The sequence below is a fragment of the Paenibacillus jamilae genome (assembly GCF_050482105.1).
GTDB classification, from domain to species: domain Bacteria; phylum Bacillota; class Bacilli; order Paenibacillales; family Paenibacillaceae; genus Paenibacillus; species Paenibacillus jamilae_B.
In genome coordinates, this window is record NZ_JBCNHI010000009.1 from 94,016 (window position 1) to 112,474 (window position 18,459).

Annotated in this window: 21 protein-coding genes and 1 riboswitch; of the genes, 6 read left to right on the plus strand and 15 right to left on the minus strand. The window is 46.5% G+C overall.

Going from position 1 to position 18,459, the window contains the following annotated elements:
* The first annotated feature begins 75 nt into the window (after window positions 1–75).
* A complete protein-coding gene (locus ABEW32_RS05700) occupies window positions 76–735 on the plus strand; it encodes a futalosine hydrolase (protein WP_430185738.1) in 660 nt (219 codons plus the stop codon).
* Window positions 736–1,593, plus strand: a complete 858-nt coding sequence (locus ABEW32_RS05705) for a 1,4-dihydroxy-6-naphtoate synthase (protein ID WP_430185529.1) — start codon at window positions 736–738, stop codon at window positions 1,591–1,593.
* A gap of 165 nt (window positions 1,594–1,758) precedes the next feature.
* Here ABEW32_RS05705 and ABEW32_RS05710 read toward each other — a convergent pair whose 3' ends face one another.
* The 4 genes from ABEW32_RS05710 to ABEW32_RS05725 form a co-directional block, all read right to left on the minus strand.
* Window positions 1,759–2,079: a hypothetical protein gene (locus ABEW32_RS05710; protein ID WP_013372898.1), complete on the minus strand. Its 321-nt coding sequence runs from the start codon at window positions 2,077–2,079 to the stop codon at window positions 1,759–1,761.
* Between the two features lie 313 nt (window positions 2,080–2,392).
* A complete protein-coding gene (locus ABEW32_RS05715; RefSeq protein ID WP_430185531.1) occupies window positions 2,393–2,683 on the minus strand; it encodes a hypothetical protein in 291 nt (96 codons plus the stop codon).
* Window positions 2,684–2,701: 18 nt separating this feature from the next.
* Window positions 2,702–3,028, minus strand: coding sequence for a hypothetical protein (locus ABEW32_RS05720; RefSeq protein WP_430185533.1), 327 nt, complete (start codon window positions 3,026–3,028; stop codon window positions 2,702–2,704).
* 159 nt (window positions 3,029–3,187) lie between these two features.
* The gene (locus ABEW32_RS05725) at window positions 3,188–4,114 is read right to left on the minus strand and encodes a DMT family transporter (protein ID WP_430185535.1); all 927 of its coding nucleotides are present in this window, start codon (window positions 4,112–4,114) and stop codon (window positions 3,188–3,190) included.
* A gap of 146 nt (window positions 4,115–4,260) precedes the next feature.
* Between ABEW32_RS05725 and ABEW32_RS05730 the strand changes: the two genes are divergently transcribed.
* Window positions 4,261–5,139, plus strand: a complete 879-nt coding sequence (locus ABEW32_RS05730) for a LysR family transcriptional regulator (RefSeq protein WP_430185538.1) — start codon at window positions 4,261–4,263, stop codon at window positions 5,137–5,139.
* Window positions 5,140–5,275: 136 nt separating this feature from the next.
* Here the strand turns inward: ABEW32_RS05730 and ABEW32_RS05735 are convergent, their stop codons facing one another.
* Window positions 5,276–6,043 carry an S-layer homology domain-containing protein gene (locus tag ABEW32_RS05735; RefSeq protein WP_430185540.1) on the minus strand — a complete coding sequence of 256 codons (768 nt, stop codon included), beginning with the start codon at window positions 6,041–6,043 and terminating at the stop codon, window positions 5,276–5,278.
* A gap of 253 nt (window positions 6,044–6,296) precedes the next feature.
* Window positions 6,297–6,656 (minus strand): HesB/IscA family protein, encoded by a 360-nt coding sequence (locus ABEW32_RS05740; protein WP_017427286.1) that lies wholly within the window; start codon window positions 6,654–6,656, stop codon window positions 6,297–6,299.
* A gap of 370 nt (window positions 6,657–7,026) precedes the next feature.
* Here ABEW32_RS05740 and mqnE point away from each other — a divergent pair, with 370 nt between their 5' ends.
* Window positions 7,027–8,133 (plus strand): aminofutalosine synthase MqnE, encoded by a 1,107-nt coding sequence (mqnE, locus tag ABEW32_RS05745; RefSeq protein WP_430185543.1) that lies wholly within the window; start codon window positions 7,027–7,029, stop codon window positions 8,131–8,133.
* Between the two features lie 206 nt (window positions 8,134–8,339).
* Window positions 8,340–9,407, plus strand: a complete 1,068-nt coding sequence (locus ABEW32_RS05750) for an NAD(P)/FAD-dependent oxidoreductase (protein WP_430185545.1) — start codon at window positions 8,340–8,342, stop codon at window positions 9,405–9,407.
* Between the two features lie 115 nt (window positions 9,408–9,522).
* Here the strand turns inward: ABEW32_RS05750 and ABEW32_RS05755 are convergent, their stop codons facing one another.
* Complete coding sequence (locus ABEW32_RS05755; RefSeq protein WP_014277865.1) at window positions 9,523–9,780, minus strand: YuzB family protein; 258 nt, start codon at window positions 9,778–9,780, stop codon at window positions 9,523–9,525.
* Window positions 9,781–9,867: 87 nt separating this feature from the next.
* Here ABEW32_RS05755 and ABEW32_RS05760 point away from each other — a divergent pair, with 87 nt between their 5' ends.
* The gene (locus ABEW32_RS05760; protein WP_013372910.1) at window positions 9,868–10,113 is read left to right on the plus strand and encodes a NifU family protein; all 246 of its coding nucleotides are present in this window, start codon (window positions 9,868–9,870) and stop codon (window positions 10,111–10,113) included.
* An 89-nt stretch (window positions 10,114–10,202) separates the two neighbouring features.
* Here the strand turns inward: ABEW32_RS05760 and ABEW32_RS05765 are convergent, their stop codons facing one another.
* The 8 genes from ABEW32_RS05765 to ABEW32_RS05800 form a co-directional block, all read right to left on the minus strand.
* Window positions 10,203–10,967, minus strand: coding sequence for an SDR family oxidoreductase (locus tag ABEW32_RS05765; RefSeq protein ID WP_430185548.1), 765 nt, complete (start codon window positions 10,965–10,967; stop codon window positions 10,203–10,205).
* Window positions 10,968–11,111: 144 nt separating this feature from the next.
* On the minus strand, window positions 11,112–11,954 hold the full coding sequence (locus tag ABEW32_RS05770; protein ID WP_430185551.1) for a MetQ/NlpA family ABC transporter substrate-binding protein: 843 nt from the start codon (window positions 11,952–11,954) through the stop codon (window positions 11,112–11,114).
* Window positions 11,955–12,030: 76 nt separating this feature from the next.
* A complete protein-coding gene (locus tag ABEW32_RS05775) occupies window positions 12,031–12,699 on the minus strand; it encodes a methionine ABC transporter permease (protein WP_430185552.1) in 669 nt (222 codons plus the stop codon).
* Complete coding sequence (locus ABEW32_RS05780) at window positions 12,696–13,718, minus strand: methionine ABC transporter ATP-binding protein (RefSeq protein WP_430185554.1); 1,023 nt, start codon at window positions 13,716–13,718, stop codon at window positions 12,696–12,698. Before ABEW32_RS05780 ends, ABEW32_RS05775 begins: the two co-directional genes overlap by 4 nt.
* 133 nt (window positions 13,719–13,851) lie before the next feature.
* Window positions 13,852–13,991, minus strand: a riboswitch (SAM riboswitch).
* A gap of 126 nt (window positions 13,992–14,117) precedes the next feature.
* Window positions 14,118–14,837, minus strand: coding sequence for a Cthe_2314 family HEPN domain-containing protein (locus tag ABEW32_RS05785; protein ID WP_430185556.1), 720 nt, complete (start codon window positions 14,835–14,837; stop codon window positions 14,118–14,120).
* Window positions 14,838–14,893: 56 nt separating this feature from the next.
* Window positions 14,894–16,660: a UbiD family decarboxylase gene (locus tag ABEW32_RS05790; protein WP_430185559.1), complete on the minus strand. Its 1,767-nt coding sequence runs from the start codon at window positions 16,658–16,660 to the stop codon at window positions 14,894–14,896.
* A 130-nt stretch (window positions 16,661–16,790) separates the two neighbouring features.
* A complete protein-coding gene (locus ABEW32_RS05795; protein ID WP_430185561.1) occupies window positions 16,791–17,723 on the minus strand; it encodes a COX15/CtaA family protein in 933 nt (310 codons plus the stop codon).
* Window positions 17,724–17,938: 215 nt separating this feature from the next.
* Window positions 17,939–18,283: a thioredoxin family protein gene (locus ABEW32_RS05800; protein ID WP_430185563.1), complete on the minus strand. Its 345-nt coding sequence runs from the start codon at window positions 18,281–18,283 to the stop codon at window positions 17,939–17,941.
* Between the last annotated feature and the right edge of the window lie 176 nt (window positions 18,284–18,459).

Sequence of the window (18,459 nt, forward strand, 5' to 3'; positions counted from 1 at the left end):
ACTTTTTTTGAACATCGTTTGGAAAAGCAGTATGATAAGAATGCATATTACCTAAATTTAAAGGGGAATCAACCGATGGAGCATACAACATCAGATGGGCGCATCCTGGTCATGACCGCGGTTGAAGGCGAACGGGAGGCTGTGCTGCGCGGCCTGAAAGGCGACACTCGCTTTGTAGTCGAGCTGGCTGGTGTAGGCGCTCCGTCCGCAGCGGCTTCAACCGCGCTGGCACTGACGACCGGTGGCTACCGTCTGGTCATTAGCGCCGGGATTGGAGGCGGCTTTGCAGAGGTTGCCGCATTGGAGAGCGTCGTCGTTGCTGACGCGATTATTGCCGCCGACCTGGGGGCAGAGACGGCAGAGGGCTTCAGCAGCGTGGACGAGCTGGGTTTTGGCTCCAGCCGCATTGCCGTAAACGCTGCTACCACGCAGCGATTCGTTCTGGCGTTGCGTGACGCTGGCCAGACGGCTGTCGCCGGACCGATCCTGACCGTCTCGACAGCCACCGGCACAGCGGCAACAGCAGAACGCTTAGCCAAACGCGTTCCCGGAGCTGCTGCCGAAGCGATGGAGGGTTACGGCGTAGCCGTAGCGGCTAACACGCTGGAGCTGCCGATGATGGAGATCCGCGCGATTTCCAACGCTGTTGGTCCACGTGACCGTGCAGCTTGGCGAATCAAAGAGGCTTTGCAAGCGTTGGAAGCCGCATTTTCTACATTAACGGAGGTTATATAGATGCAAATTGCTTTTTCACCTTGTCCTAACGATACTTTTGTCTTCCATGCCTTGGCGCATGGATTGATTCCGGGTGCACCCGCACTGGACATTACATTCGCCGATATCGACATTACCAACAATCTGGCGATCACACCAGACGGACTTGATATCATGAAAATTTCGTATGCTGCACTCCCATGGGTGCTGGATGAATACGCTTTGCTGCCATGCGGTGGCGCATTGGGCCGGGGATGCGGACCGCTCGTGCTGACTAAGGAAGGTTCAACCGTCGAAGGCCCGGAGGCACTGTCCGGCAAGCGTGTAGCTGTTCCAAGTGAACGTTCCACTGCTTATCTGCTATTCCGTCTATGGGCGGCCAAACACGTACCTGGGGGAGTCGGCGAGATCGTCGTGATGCCGTTCGACCAAATTATGCCTGCTGTCCGTGACGGTCATATGGATGCGGGCTTAGTTATTCATGAAGCACGCTTCACATATCCGTCCTATGGACTTAGCAAGCAAGTAGATCTGGGGAACTGGTGGGAAGAAGATACAGGGCTACCGATCCCGCTCGGAGCTATTATTGCCCGTCGTACACTAGATCTGGATGCGATCACCGACTGGATACGTGCCTCGGTCGAATATGCCTGGAGACATCCCGAAGCTTCGCGTGAATATGTATTGTCTCATGCGCAAGAGCTATCACCCGATGTCGCCCAATCGCATATCGACCTGTATGTGAACGATTTTACCGCTAATCTGGGCGACAGCGGCTATGCCGCTATCGAAGCCTTGCTTGGTCGCGCCGCACAGGAAGGGCTGGTGCCTTCGTTTGATTTAGCCAAACTGCGCCTTCCTTCTACTACAACTCGTTAAAAAAGGCAGACATGCCATGCATGTTTTCTACTGAATAGAGCAGCTTAAACATATAAAACCTCCCGAACGAGCACATTGCCTAGCCATGCGCCCCATTCGGGAGGTTTTATAATTTCATTTCACTTCATAATCAAATCTTCATTAGATCTCGCTTGATCCTTATTATTAGCTCTGTTCTTGCTCCACGACCTCGGTCTTAAACACATTATCCAGTTTGGTACCCAATCGTTTGACCAGCGGCACCTTGATATCCCGGCTCAGCTCCTTGAAAAAAGCGTCCATGTCACAATTAATCTTATCCAACACAACCTTCACGGTTCCCTCTTCCAAGATCTGCTCATTCAGGTCCTCAGGTACCGTAACCGAGATATCGTACTTCTTGCATAACGTTTTAATGTAGCGGCTAAAGATTTCGATAAGCTCCTCATTGTTGAACTTCTCAACTGCAACTTGCCCTTTGTTCGTAAATTTCAAATTCACTCTCACGTTAGCATTTCCCCTTTTCCTTTTGACCATTTATTTTGGATAAACGTTGAACCCTCCAGAGGTTCTTCAAAGAAAGGGCCTTACCGGTCGTTTTAGACTCTTGTCCTTTGATATACTAAGTATAACACATTAAGTCCGTTTTCATTTCCCAACTTGTCGTTTTATGATAAAAAATGATACATTTTGCGCATTTTCAGCATAATTTCTTTCATTTCATGCCAATCATTAGGAATAATTTATAAACAATCACACAAGAAAACGCCTATCTCGCAAAAGAAAGACGCTTCCATATAGATGCTTAAGTGGTTTGACTTTACAGAGGTTTCGTACATTCCCAACCATGTGAACGATACTCACGCACAGCATCTCGTAGATCCTCAATATCATCTGTATGCAGCAAAACGGCAGGTAGAATTACCCAATATTCATTCTCCGCTAAATCAATAAACACATCCTCGACGTCGTAATATTGCATATCGCCAAATGCCGTATCCCTGATTTTCTGCCCAACCAAAGGTGTAAACGAGGAATCAAATGTTTTTATCACCTTCGTATATTCCTTCACACCGGTTGCCGAGATTTGCTGTGAAATAATGACGCTCAAAAGTGTTACCTCCCTGACCTAATAATGCTCATTATAACCTTCTCTCAGACCTTCTACAAAACCATGCGCGAAAAAAATCATAAAAATCAATAAGCCAATACCGATAGCAACGGAACTGATGACGATAATAAGGATGCCCTGCGTGTTTCTTTGTTCCATCTTTCTAGTCAAAATTCCGAAAACCAGACCTATCAGCCCCAATAAGCCGCCAATAACAAAAAAACTAAATACGAACCCCAAACCTGAAAAAATCCAGCCAAATAGAGCAAGCACCCAGCCCTGCGGCTGCGGCTCACTCTGTTTCATCTGCCAGCGTTCCCTCGCTGTAGGTGTGTATCTGTCCATTTCTTAACTCCCCCGCTCAAATCGCATTCCTTAAGACAAAAATCTGTAGCCTAGCATCGGATAACATTAGAGTTCTCCTGCTGCTGACCGATGATCTTAGTCATATTTTACTATCAGCCCCTCTGATAATCTAGTATATTTTTCCTAATTCTATATCTTCTAAGCATTTGTACAGGAATTCGCTTCATCAGCTTTTGAGCTTGAGTTCCCCTTCCCAGGAGATGCTGTGTTTACCAGATACACACTCCCTGCAATCAGCACCAGCCCCACTACAAATGTTAAAGTGAGAGATTCCCCGAGCATGACCATACTAAAGATCGTGGATAGCACCGGAATCATAAACGTATACGAGCCGACGGTTCCCGCATCCCCGTTGTCGATCAGTTTAAAATAAATCAACCAGCCCATCGCAATGACGAATATCGAAATAAACAATAGAATCGCAATAAAGGAGGCTGTCCAGTGGATATCACTCCATTTCTCGGTCGTAAACCCAATTCCGTTGAGTAGGATCCCCCCCAGAATAAGCTGCATTGTCACCGCCCAAATGGAGTCCAGTTGTTTGCTTTTTTTCTTCATATATATCGTTCCGAGCGCCCAGCATAGTCCTGAGGCTAACCCTAACACAATGCCCAGCACAGACAAATGACCTGCCATGCCGCCTGAGCTAATCACGATTACTCCGCCAAAACCCAGTACCAGTCCAATGACCTTCAGGGGAAACATACGCTCTCCCAGCCACATCCAGGAGAATAAACCCAACAAGATCGGCTGAAGGAATACTAAAGTGGAAAACAACCCAGCAGGCAAATAACGCAGCCCTACCGTCTGCAAGCCATAGTAGCCTGCAATATTAAAAATAGCCAGCACAAGATAAGTCCACGCATTTTGTCTAAGACGCAAGCTTTCCCGGTTACGCATAGCGAACAGCAGCAGAATCACACCACCCAGCAAAGTGCGGATTCCTGAAAAAAATATCGGCGGTGTATCTGGCAAAGCCAGTTTGGTCAACGGCCAGTTGATCCCCCATACCATCACTAATATCAAAACAAGCCACAACGTAGCTTTAGGCGTTAATTTTTTCATAGTTGTCTCTCTCCTTAGAATTTCATTGCGTTTTGCTTACGACTAAAATCTAATCAGCCGTTTGCAAAGTTTTGCTTTACTAGCTTATACTGTGATCACTAATAAATAAAATGAATGTTTTCAATAAGGGAGATAACTTTTCACTTATGACTATAACTCAGATTATGATCTTTGTTCGCGTAGCTGAAACACTAAACTTTACCCAAACTGCCCATGAGCTGCATATGACGCAACCTGCGGTCAGCCATGCCATCGCCAGTATCGAGAACGAGCTTGATGTTCAGCTACTGCTGCGGGATCGAAAAAAAGGCGTGCTCCTGACAGATATCGGACATAAGGTGTTATTGCAATTCCGCATGATGCTGCAAAGTATGGAAAAGGTACAGCAGCAGGTGGCCGCTGAAAAAGGTTTGGATGTGGGTACGATCACAATTGGTGCCTTTCCATCTGCCTCTGCCTATTTTCTGCCTCCGATTATTGATCATATTCGTCAGCACTATCCGAACCTTGTTTTCGATTTACATGAAGGCTCCACGAATGAAGTTAAAGAGTGGGTGCATAACAGAGAAATTGAAGCGGGAATCATTCTATTGCCAGACCCAGAGGTGGATGTAATCCCCTTATGTCAGGATGACATGGTTATTCTGCTGCCTGACGGTCACCCTTTTCAATTGCACGACAAAATCGCCATTCGGGACTTGAATCAACAGGATATGATCTTTTGCAAAGGTGGACATGAGGTCGCCATTATGGAAGGTTTTGAACGCGAGCAAAGTCAGTTGCAGGCACAATTCATTACTCACAATATCAGCACCCTGGTCAGCATGGTCCGACAAGGACTAGGTATGGGAATTGTCTCTTCACTCGCCTTATCCACGTTCCCCCATGATCTGACCGTCAAAGAAACCACACCTCTGATCACGCGCCAAATCGGTATCGCTATCCCCTCTCTACACAATGCTTCACTTGCTGTACAGTTATTTGTGCGTACTGCAGAGGAGCTGTTTACGGATTTAAGGTCCTAGCGCAATTGGTAACGAAATTGGGTTAGGTGGGTGACCGCGGCGAGAATATTCATGACTAACTCATATGACGCGGCGTAAGTGAAAGAGCGCTACCCTTTTTAGGGGTAGCGCTCTTCTTTTTCACTGTCTTGCTAAATCACTTGGTTGTGGCATCGTACAAACGCTGTAAAACAGTAACAGCTTCGGCCCGTGTGACCTGCGCTCTTGGGTGAAGGTATCCATTGTCAGCGGTAAAGACGCCCATCTTGGTCAGGGTGTAGAATGCTTCTGCCTTTTGATCCTGGGAATCTCCATCATAGAAGTACTCATCTCCCGTTTGGTCGATGTACAGTACCGGATAGTAGGCAGAGAAATTGTCTTTGTAATTGGCCTTACGAACTTTGATATCGTTGTACTGCGCAGCTGAGGAAATTACTTCGGGAATCTCAGGATGAAGAGTCTGATTGGTATAGTCTGTTCGAACAGAAGCAATCATCATCATATCCCACCGGGTCAGCGGTTTGTCGGGTTTGACATAGAATTGATAGTTTGGATAATCGGCCCCTACACTTTCAGCAAACAGCCACACATAATCCCCGTTGAATATGGCTGCAAAATCTTTATTCGCCCAGTGCTTGCGCGCATCCACAAACTCTGAAGATTTACCAGCTGAATAATTGATTTCTGGAAAAAGTTTATGAAACATATGGACAAATTCCGCTTTTGTTATAGTTTTTCCTGGCTTGAAGGTCCCATCCTTATAACCGCTGACAACACCTTTGTCGACCATCGAACGGATGGATTCAGCTGCCCATTCATATTTTGTACCGTCCACATCAGGAAACGTTTTTGCCGCCAATGCGGATTGACTGAAAAACAGGGCCACCACAACTATAGAGGTAATCAGCCATTTCTTTTTCAACATCTTTTTTCCACTTCCTTTAGGTAAATTATTATGTACAAAATAGTTCTTTAGACTTAATGTTATATCGGTATATCCTAAGCAGAAGATGAACATAAACAAAAAAAGCACTGCATAATCAGGTTATAACGCGCCATATTAGCTTCTGTAAACGACACAAAAACGGCCTTCGCAACGAGTAAAATTCGTCACAAAGGCCGTTATCCGTAACCTAAACGCGTGTCTTTAGAGATAGTTCAGGCCACCACTCGAAAAATTAACAAGGTTCTTCGCTTGGTTTCCCTGCATCTGTAGCTGTACGGAAGCTTGAACCGCAGCCGCATGTAGCTACAGCATTCGGATTATGAATCGTGAAGCCGCCGGACATACCGGACTCTTCAAAGTCGATTTCCAAACCGTCCAGATAGCGGATGCTTTCCTTTTCCACAACTACTTTCATATCCTGTACATTCATATATATATCCTGATCCGTCTCATTGTCGTCAAAGCCCATGGCGTACGAAAATCCGGTACAACCACCTGGCGTAACACCCAGACGTAAAAACATATTCGGCGTTTCCTGCTGCTCCAGCATTTCTTTCAGACGTTCAGCAGCGGAATCGGTGATGTTAATCATAGCTCCAGCCTCCTCTTTTACTTCATGCTCCCCTTCAGTATACTCTCTTATTTGCGGGTGCTCAAGTCATGGAATGTCCTTCCGCTACAGGCTTAAACCCCGCTTTTTCTATTCGTTTGTATTGAACACCGGTGGTGTGAGGTTTATAATAGGTGAAGAGTGTGTAAAAGAAACTGTCGGAAATTTGTCATTTCAAAGGCGATATTTTGAGACTTTCATCATTGTAGCCTGGCATTGTAACATTTTTCACATATCGTATTTCCGCGCTGCCGGATTCTTCCGACGGAACGGACATCCTGTGCGCATCTAGCGCTCGTTCCGCTGATTTGGCGAACGGCCTCGCACAGAGCAACTTGAAGGAGGAATAGGCATGTCCACATTAGTTACACCTTTTACAGACCGCAGAATGGCGGAAATTGTAGAAAAGGTACAAAACGGGATTCGTTTGAACCTCGAAGATGGTATATATTTGTATGAAACTGACGATATTCTCACATTAGGTCAGTTGGCTAACGAAGCTAATTTACGCAAGAACGGAAAAAAGGTCTATTTTATCGAAAACATGAGCCTGTACTTCACCAATGTATGCGAAGCGCGCTGCGCGTTCTGCAATTTCCGCAAGGATCAGGGGGAGGAAGGCTCTTATACGTTGTCTGGGCAGGAAATGATTGATTATGTAGAGCAACATATCCATCCGGGTGTAAGAGAATTCCATATTGTTGGCGGTCATAATAATCATGTACCTTTCCAATACTATGTAGATTCACTGAAGGCGCTGAATGAAAAGTACCCCAACGTTACACTGAAAGCTTACACTGCAGCGGAAATTGACTTTTTCACACGCATAAGCGGCTTGAATGTTAAAGAAGTTCTTCAAGAACTGCAAAAGGCAGGACTTCAATCCCTAACTGGTGGTGGCGCAGAAATCTTATCTGATGAGTATCGGAAGAAGATGCGTGTTACGAAAGCCAATGTGGACCGCTATCTTGAAGTTCATCGTACGGCCCACAATCTCGGTATGAAAACTCATACAACTATGCTGTACGGTTCAGTCGAAACTTATCAGGATCGGATTGAGCACATGCTGCAAATTCGTGAATTGCAGGATGAAACGAACGGCTTTATGGTATTTATCCCACTGTCCATGCAGCCGAAAAGCAAAAACGCCAACATCATGCGTCGCAACTCTGCTTATGAGGATCTCAAGACCATTGCGATCAGCCGCTTGATGCTGGACAATATTGACCATGTCAAAGCTTACTTCATTAATATTGGCCCACAATTGACGCAGGTCGCTCTTACCTTTGGCGCATCCGATGTCCATGGTACGATTGTGCGCGAGCAGATCAGCCATGCCGCAGGTGCATTGACCCCTGCTGGATTGACCCGCAAAGAGCTCATCTGGCTGGTCAAAGGTGCAGGACGCATTCCTGTAGAACGGGACACCTTCTATAACGAAATCGAAGTTTTCGAATAAGTGTAAGATCGGATTCAGATTTCCCGCGTGCATTTTATCCCCATTACTCACACCATGCAGCATCAAGCTGCCTCGGAACACACGGGTCTGTCTGCCACAAGGCAGACCCGCTTATCCGGGTTTTACAACAACAAAAACTTGTGCTAGATCGACAAGACACTAGACCATTTGCCGGGGACACGGTAACGAAAGGACGGCGGATTTTGATGAAAAATTTCGTTATTCTGGGGGGCGGCTATGGCGGCCTTACCATTGCCAAAGAATTGCTGGATAAACACATTCCCGACGATATTCAAGTTATTCTGGTGGATCGGATGCCCTTTCAGGGATTAAAAACAGAATACTATGCCCTCGCGGCAGGTACGGTATCTGATTTTGATTTGCGAGTGCATTTTCCAGACGAACAACGCCTTATTCGCAAATACGGAGAAGTCACTTCGATGGATCTTGAAAGTAAAATGGTTCATTTTCAAGACGGTGACCCTTTGCCCTATGACCAGCTTGTCATCGCGCTAGGTTGTACCGACCGTTTTCATAATACACCGGGAGCTGAAGAATACAGCTGTACGATCCAATCCTTTAATCATACCCGCCAAACGTATCTGCGCTTGAATGAAATCAAGCCTTATGGACATGTGCATATTGTAGGTGGCGGTCTAAGTGGTGTTGAGATAGCTGCGGAGTTACGTGAAAGCCGCGCGGATTTGAATATTACGATTATGGATCGGGGCGAGCGGGTGCTATCAGCATTTCCGCAACGTTTGTCTGCTTATGTACATGCCTGGTTCAAGGAGCACCAAGTGAATGCGCTGAATCATGTCGCGGTTTCGCGTATTGAACCAGGGGCTATCTACAATCGTAACGAGCAAATCATGACCGATGCGGTTGTATGGACAGCCGGGATTCAGCCCGTAAAAATGGTGCAGGATTTAGCGGTTCCTAAAGACCCTCAGGGCCGCATCGTGCTCAACGAATATTACCAAATACCAGATCATCCTGAGGTCTACGTTGTCGGAGACTGCGCAAGCCTCCCTTACTCCCCAAGCGCTCAGGCGGCAGAGGTGCAAGGAGAGCAGATTGCCCACATTGTGCGCGACTTGTGGAAAGGCCAAACGCCTCATCCCCATCCTCTAAAGCTCCGCGGCACATTAGGAGCGCTTGGCAAGAAGGCCGGATTCGGTTACGGCTTTATGGGCAGCACCTCATTGCGTGGACGAGTGCCACGTCTGCTGAAAAGCGGTGTGCTCTGGAAGTCCAAACGCCATTTTGGCTAATCAGATCTTTAATCAACAAAGAAGACCTGCTCTGGAAGTAGGTCTTCTTTGTTATTGCATCTATAGATGAAGTATATTCTACCAGAGGAAGCTGGCTTGTGGATGACTTCTATTCTCAATCCAAATCCAGGTTGTCCCATGCTTCGGCTTCTTTGATTTTGTTCATAATCACCTCGTACAGAAGCTCTGCTGAATCTGCGGATACAATTTCACCGTTAACCATCGCATACGGCTCAGCGTTACACTGACCGCAATTGCTTAGGCAGCCGTATTCAATCACATCATAATCCGGATTCTGTTCCAGTCTGGACATAATCTCATCGGTACCAAAATGCATGTTACTGGTGCAAAATTCAATAATAGGTCTTAACATTTTTTCACCTGCTTTGGATGACGGGCATTTTAATTTGGCCCGCTTTGTAATATAATAAATAAGGTATAGGAAAGGAGTTGAATTCTAATGAGCGAAGCACAAAGCGTTCAAATGTATGATGAAGTAGCAGACGTACTGGATAAGCTCCGTCCGTTCCTGCAACGCGATGGCGGTGACGTTGAGCTGGTTGACGTTGAAGACGGCATCGTTAAGCTAAAACTGGTAGGCGCTTGCGGCAGCTGCCCAAGTTCTACAATTACGCTGAAAGCAGGGATTGAACGCGCTCTTCTCGAAGAAGTCGAAGGCGTCCAAGAAGTGGTACAAGTATTCTAATGCTCGATGCATAATGATCAGAGAGTCTTGAGTTCGGTAACGAAGCTCAAGACTCTTTTTTGTATTAGAACGTCTGCCGCTCTCTCAAGCTATATGGTTGGCCGAATGGGGTCCAAGCCTCCAGACACATCCATAATATTGCCCGTTATAAAATCTGAATGCTCTTCACACAAATAGGCGATCACTCGCGCAATATCCTCTCCGCTTCCTGGACGCCCACGCGGTGTCTCTTTATCCTGCATACCGATAACATCGGCAATCGACTTTTCCTTGTTCGCTCCTCGGATATCCCCTGGACAGATCATATTAACCGTGATGCCATAGGGAGCTTCCTCTACAGCCAGTGACTTCGTAAAAGACACCAGCCCCACCTTGGCAGCAGCGTAGACAGCGCGATGCGGCCAAGCCCTCGCTTCTCCAGCATGACCAAAGCCAAAATGAATAATACGTCCCCATTGCTGGCTACGCATGTGCGGCAATACCAAATGATCCAGCAACATGGTACCCACCAGATTTCCCTGTATCATGGCATGAATCTCAGCTACACTGTAATCCGCAAACAGACGGCGTTCCCGGATGAATGGTCCGGCATTATTCACCATAATGTCGACCCCGCCCAGCCGATCCTGCACTTCACCAATCAGCCTCGTGATATCTTCTTGAACCGAGATATCTGCTTGTAAAGACAGGCAACGTACTCCCTTAGACTCAATTACCTGCTTAAGTGATTCAGCCTCAGTCTGACTATGGACATAATTTAGGGCAATGTCACAACCTTCATCAGCCAGACGCAGAGCGGTCATTTTACCTAAACCTTTGGCACTGCCCGTTATGAGTGCGACTTTGTCTCTCAACAATTTTCCTCCTCTTCACAGAGAACGGTCAACCCCAAGTATAAAATATTTAAGCAGTCCCTACAACTCTCAGCCAAAAAGAAACCCCAGTCCTCTTGTTCAAGAGAAGCTGGGGTTTACATTCAGCGCGTTCTTATTTTCTGCTTAAAATGCAGGGATAATCGCGCCTTGATATTTGTCTTCAATGAATTTTTTAGTTTCAGGAGATTGCAGAGCTTTAAGCAGTTTTTGGATCGCTTCGGAATCTTTATTATCAGGACGTGCTACCAGTACGTTAGCATATGGAGAATCCTTATCTTCCAGTGCCAATGCATCCTTGGTTGGATTCAATTTAGCTTCCAAAGCGTAGTTCGTGTTGATCAACGCAATATCCACTTCAGGCAACTGACGTGGCAGCATAGCTGCTTCCAGCTCCTTGAACTTCAAGTTTTTCTTATTTTCAGTAATATCTTTTACAGTAGCTTCAATGTTGCTTGCATCTTTCAGCTTGATCAGTCCTTGTTTCTCCAACAGCAGCAATGCACGACCTCCATTGGTCGCATCGTTCGGAATCGCTACCGTTGCACCGTCTGGAATTTCATCAAGCTTTTTATATTTTTGGGAGTAGATACCGAATGGCTCCAGATGAACCGCGCCAACAGAAACCAGATCCATTTTACGCTCTTTGTTCATCACATTCAGGTAAGGTACATGTTGATAAAAGTTAGCATCCAGTTGCTTGTCGAACAATTGTACGTTCGGCTGTACATAATCGTTAAACTGAACGACTTGAAGGCGAACCCCTTCTTTTTCCAACTGAGGCTTGATTGCTTCTAAAATTTCCGCATGAGGCACAGGAGAAGCTCCAACTTTCAGTTCGACTTCACGTGGTGACCCGCCTGTATTTTCGGCCGCATTGTTTGTGTCTGATGTTGTGCTTTTTGTACCGCAAGCAGCCAGTACCGCAATTAATGTCAAGCTCAATACAGCCAATACCCATTTCTTCATGTTGTTACCCCTCCAATAATTTGTAATATTCAGGATCAGACGTCCTGATCAATAAGGATATCTATATATGTTTTCCCTATTTTCGAGTATAATGCCGCACGAGGCGATCTCCTGCCATTTGCAGCAATTGAACCAATACGACCATCAGCACGACCGCAACGATCATTACAGCCGTTTCATAACGATAATAGCCGTAGTTGATAGCCAGTGTACCCAGTCCACCGCCCCCGATCATACCGGACATTGCCGTGTACGATACGAGTGTAACGACAGTAATGGTTAATGCGGCCAGCAGGCCCGGAAGTGCCTCACGTAATAGCACACGCCGGATAATTTGTCCTGTCGAGGCCCCCATCGCTTGCGCAGCCTCAATGACACCCTTGTCCACTTCACGCAGAGACGTTTCGACAAGGCGGGCAAAGAAAGGGGCAGCCCCGATAACCAATGGCGGGATGGTGCCCAGTACCCCAGTCGAGGTACCTACCAACGAACGTGTAAAAGGAATAAGTGCAACAATCAAAATGATAAATGGTACGGAACGCAAAATGTTAACAATGAAGGATAATACAATGTATATCACCTTCATCAGACTCAACGAGGATCGGCTCGCTAGAAACAATAATATACCGAGCGGCAAACCAATAATGAGGGTGAACAATGCAGACGCCCCAAGCATCTGAAGGGTTTCCAAAGTAGAATTGCCCAGCTCTTCCCAACTCACTTGCGAGAAATCAAGTTCGCTCATTGTCCGATCACCTCCACATCAAGTCCTTGCCCAGACACTTCGCGCAGCGTATGCTCTATATCTTCATGATTTCCTTCAAAACGAACGATCAGCTGTCCATACGGCACGTTTTTAATCGTAGAGATGGTGCCCTGCAAGATTGCAAAATCAACCCCTGTACTTCGAGCCGTACGTGACAAAATTGCATCATACGTTTTACTGCCCAAGAAGGAAATACGTACCACCTGCGCCGATTCCCCGCTCCCTGCGGCTGCAATGGCTGCTTGCAACTCCTCGGGATGTTCTGCCTCCCGCTGGATAAAGTCCTTAGTTACCTGGTGCTGTGGCTTCAAAAACACTTCCGCCACCGGTCCTTGCTCCACGATGTCGCCTTGATGAATGACGCCAACTCGATCACAAATACTTTGAATAACATGCATTTCATGTGTAATCAATACGATGGTCAAATTAAAGCGCTGATTAATATCCATCAGCAATTTCAGAATAGACCCTGTCGTCTGCGGATCAAGCGCAGACGTTGCTTCGTCACACAGCAATACATGAGGATCACTAGCCAGTGCCCGTGCAATGCCTACCCGCTGCTTCTGTCCACCTGAGAGCTGTGACGGATACTTTCCACTATGTTCTTTCAGCCCCACCAGTTCCAGCAGCTCGCGGACTTTCTTGTCCACCTCTTGCTTAGGGGTATTGACCAGCCGCAGTGGAAATGCAATGTTGTCATACACTGTCGCCGAAGACAACAAATTAAAATGTTGAAAAATCATTCCGATTTTTCGACGTTGCTTCTGTAGCTGCGATTGACTCACAGTCGCAAGGTTAACCCCATCTACCCATACCTCGCCTGAAGTAGGGCGCTCCAATAAATTAATACAGCGGATCAGTGTGCTTTTGCCCGCCCCGGAGTGACCAATCACCCCGAATATTTCTCCACGCTTTATAGAAAGGTTCAACCCGGACAGCGCATTAACGCGTCGGTTGCCTTTACCATAATGCTTGGTTAATTGCTTAAGCTCTATCAACGTGCTGCGACCTCCTTCACTTCTTCCTTACCCTGTTAACCAGTTGTTATCTCTTGGGATTGTATAAAATCACTATTTATTTATACAAAAAAGCCCCTTTCACAGAATGAAAAGGGCCCACCTTGCGAACCTTTTCTCATCTGCCAAAACCGCTATAACTCTAGCGGTTTTGTAGGAATTAGCACCATATGTTCTCCTCCCAGTGTAATACACTGGGAAAGAACGGGTTGCCGGGCTTCATCGGGCCAGTCCCTCCACCTCTCTGGATAAGAAAAATATGTTAAACTCCAGCTTTAGCTGTCCGTTAAGTTTTATAAAATATAAATCAAGCATTTTCTGAAACTAGGTTTCAGTATAGATAGTTTACATTGCTTTGTCAAAGGATATTTTCTAACATAATTATGGGCGTACTGCCCGGTTCTCCCAATGTTTCGCAGTATAAGAAAAAACATTTGACAGCGACCGGCACACCATCTCCAAGCCCTGCTGTAGATCTTCCAGGTGGTGATCCAGGTCCTCCAGCTGGATTTTGCCATATAAAGCCCGATGACGTTGCCAGAGATCATCCTGCATTTCCGTGTTCATGTAGTGTATCTCCGTATTCCGCCGCTTACGTAGCCGATTGACGGCATCGTTGTATGTGTCCTTGATATCAATCAAATTATCGGTCAATACAGGATGCATTTTGAGATACTTGAGCTGTCGCAACACGGTAAAATAAGAATAATGCGCCTTATACTGCCCTGTTTTTAAATCATACAGATCATTCATCCAGTTACCAAGCTTATCCAAAATGGAGAATACACGCACAAACCCATCCTTGTAAAAGAAAACATACAAAGCATAATCGGATTTTTCATCCTTGCTCATATCTTCGGCGTATCCAGCTTTTACTTTCATACGGAAAAAGGCGGCAGCATGATGGCTCTGCTCCAGTTCATCCAAAGACGACATCAGACCACGTGTCAAAATATCCGCCTTCCGAAAATCGTGACTTGGATCACCACTGGCCTGGATTTGCCGTTCCAGTAAATGTAACATGTCTGACATGCTATTCATGGCATCCAGCAGGAAACCATGGTTTACACGTGGGGGCTCGCCCAACAGCTTGCGTATCATTGCTTACGCCTCCTTCATATCTGTAAAATCCGGCTGTTAAATGCTTTTAGTAGGCGTTAGGCAAAATAACTCGTCCACCGTTGATCTACAAGCTTAACAATATCTTCACGCGGGAGTACCTCATCAGGGTAGCCCGGTTTCATACGTGCATCCACTACAATCGGTAGCTTATAGTTCAGGTGATGCAAACGAACTTCGCTGTCTGCGTACATATCTGTAGCCGGGTTGAAGCGTGTAAATACCGTCCACAGGAACGAGGCTTGAGAGCGAACAACTTCTTTGGCATCATCCACGATAAAGACAAGCGGCCACTCTTGCTCACCCGCAGCTAATCGCTCCAATACACGCGCAGCGAGTTCAGGCTCCTGCTCAAAGGACGAGCCGGATACAACGAGGCAACCTCCGCAATAGGTTTCGATGTCACGAATTCCCGGCAGATCGCCGCCCTCATAAGCACGAGGCAGTTCACGCACAGGCTCGCCTACTCCCATTAAAATCGCCTTACTGCCGTGATTCAGCTTGCGGCCCGTGTAATCAAGTGTATCATGAGACGTATGATTGAAAATAAACAAATCTCTTGCTGGATTAAATCGCTCCAGAATGGTTTCGAGCAGCAGGTTAAAATCGGATAAATCGATCACCCGATCTGTCAGCATTAAGAATTTGGTCAACGATAATTGGCCTTGACCCAGAATGGTAAAACCTGATACAAGTGCTTCACGGGAGTAGCTTTCACGTACAACTGCTGCTGCCAACGCATGTACACCTGTTTCAGCATATGCCCATAGGGACTTAACAGAAGGCATCACAAGTGGGTAGGCGGGTGACAACAGACGTTGCAAAAACTCGCCGAGATAGTAGTCCTCCTGCCGTGGCTTACCTACAATGGTTGCCGGATAAATGGCATCCTTGCGATGATGCATATGTTTGACATGAAACACAGGAAAATCATGTTGTAATGAGTAATAGCCAAAATGATCACCAAAAGGTCCTTCTGGGCGGCGTTCATGAGGCGGCACATAACCGCTGATTGCAAATTCGGCTTCTGCCGGAATCCGGTGACCTCCAAGCGGGTCTTCCGTCATGGGCAGCTTGCCCCCCATAATAAGGGAAGCCAGCAATAGCTCAGGCAAATTCTCCGGAGCAGGGGCAATCGCAGACGCAATCAGGGCAGGCGGGCCACCGATGATGATCGTCGTAGGCAACGGCTCATTACGTAGCTCTGCTTCATGATAATGGAAGCCGCCGCCTTTATGGATCTGCCAGTGGATTCCAGTCGTCTGATCATCGTAAATCTGGATGCGGTACATCCCCAAATTGTGATCCTTGGACTGACCCGGCTTCTCGGTATACACGAGCGGAAGCGTAATGAACGGTCCTCCGTCCTCGTGCCAACTGGTCACTCTAGGCAGTGGAGCCAGCGGAGCATCCGTACGGCGAACGCCCAATACAGGAGCTTCGTTATGAGTTACTGTTTTTAGTCCTACTTTTAGCATGTCCTTAATCAGCCCACGTTCATTCCACAACGCTTTGGGTGTAGGTGGAAGTAATGTTTTGGTCGCACCTACAATTGCATCCATCAGTTGCTCTGGGCGAGGCCCAAAAGCCATGTCCACACGGCGATTCGTGCCAAACAAATTACTGGCGACAGGAAACGGAGTTCCTTTGACATTGGTGAACAGCAGCGCCGGACCTTCTTCCTCAATGACTCTTCGGTGGATCTCGGCCAGCTCCAAATAAGGATCAACAGGTGCTTCTATAATTTTAAGATCATTTTCTTTACGCAGCGCTTCAATAAATTGGCGCAAATTCTGGTAGATCAACTGGATGATTCCTCCTAAGCAAATCAAGCCCTCGAGAAACTCGTGGGCCTGGTTTGTTTCTTATGATGTTATTATACGTGTTCCAACGCCACTTGGGCAAAAATACGCTTCAATATGATCTACGAATTGCTTAGGTACGCTGTCCTTGGATCGAAGCAAGCTTGCGGTCCGGTGATAATTGCCATACACGATAGCTGAGATAAGCCAAAATGGAGAACAACGATGCAATCACCAGCATATGTCCCAGCACGATAAACATGTAAATTTCAGGTCTGTTAACGTACAGCAAAATAATGCCAATCACGACTTGAAGAATGATCAATAGGACCGATACGACACCCAGTGTACGAATATCCCGGTGATTCGGGTGATAACGATACGAATAATGACCCACAGCCAAAATAATGACGAACAGCAGACCGGCTGAAATTTGATGAAGCAGCAGTGGAGAAATAATGCCCCCAATATTTACAACCTTCTGGATGACCGAATGACTAAGCAACGCCCCTGAATAGACAGCAATATAGGTATAGATCGTGGACAGCCATATAAAGTTACGATAACCCCGACTGACACGCCCAGGAATCAGACGCGGAGTGTAGCGTGAATCCGCATGCTCCTGCCAGGCCCCTAGCGTCATCATGGTTGCACTGGCAAATGCAATAAGCGCAAAGCCAAAATGCAGCCCCATAACTGCAGCCGATTGAGAGAAGACGACAGCCAGCGCCCCCATTGCACCTTGTATGATTACAAACAATAGCGTGAGCAACGAGAATAGCTGTAAATCCTTCCGATGCTTCATAAACAGCAAAAAGCCGACAAACGAGGCAATAGAAAGAATCCCGGCCATGGCACTGACGGACCGATGAGAGAACTCAATAAGGGATGCGATGGTATGTGCTGGAACCAGCTTACCATTACAAAGCGGGAATTCTCGTCCACAGCCGAGACCCGAATCGGTTCGCGTCACGACCCCTCCACCAAAGGTAGCTAAAAACATGACAATACATGTTACGAGTGCCAGCCATTTTAATATTCTGATTTTGTTATTCAATGAATTCACCCGTATCCTTCCAAATATAATATTTATTCACTTTAGATGTTGTGAAATGATCACTTAAAGTAATTATAACTGATATATCAGTCCTTGACATACGAGCTTTGTTGACAAAATGTGAACGTGTCCGTAAGAAAGCCGCCTCCTTCTAAAGGAAGCGGCTTTCTGAATGTCCCGATGATTAGGGTACCCTTCGGAACCATCATACATACTATGACCCATTATTTTGCCAGATTAGCATGGACTTCTACGGCCCGGTCCAAAAACTGCTCAATTTCTTCGCGGGATTTACGCAGTCTGTTCACCAGACGCACCAGTTCTCGTCCTTCACTGTAAGCGATAAAGCTGGGAATGCCCAGAACATTTTGCTCTTGACTGACACTCTCGGCCTGTTCTACATCAATCTCAATTAATGAAAGCTTGTCTGCATATTGCTGCTCCACCTCAGGCATGAACGGATCAATAAAATGACAATCCCCGCACCAGTCCGCCTTGAACACAGCTACCGTTACGCCTGAATTGGATATAGCCTTATTAAAGTCTTCATGAGAGACGATTTTTTGCATACATAATTCCTCCTTTAAATTCTTTTGCATAGAAAGTCCTGTACCTTCTATTTTAACGCCAAGGAAAGCTTTTGCACACTCCCTATTCTGCTCACATGCCGATTGGAAGCCCTCTCATTGAGGCATACTAAAGATATACTTAAGAATCAACATCAGCGTCATGAAAGTGACAACAT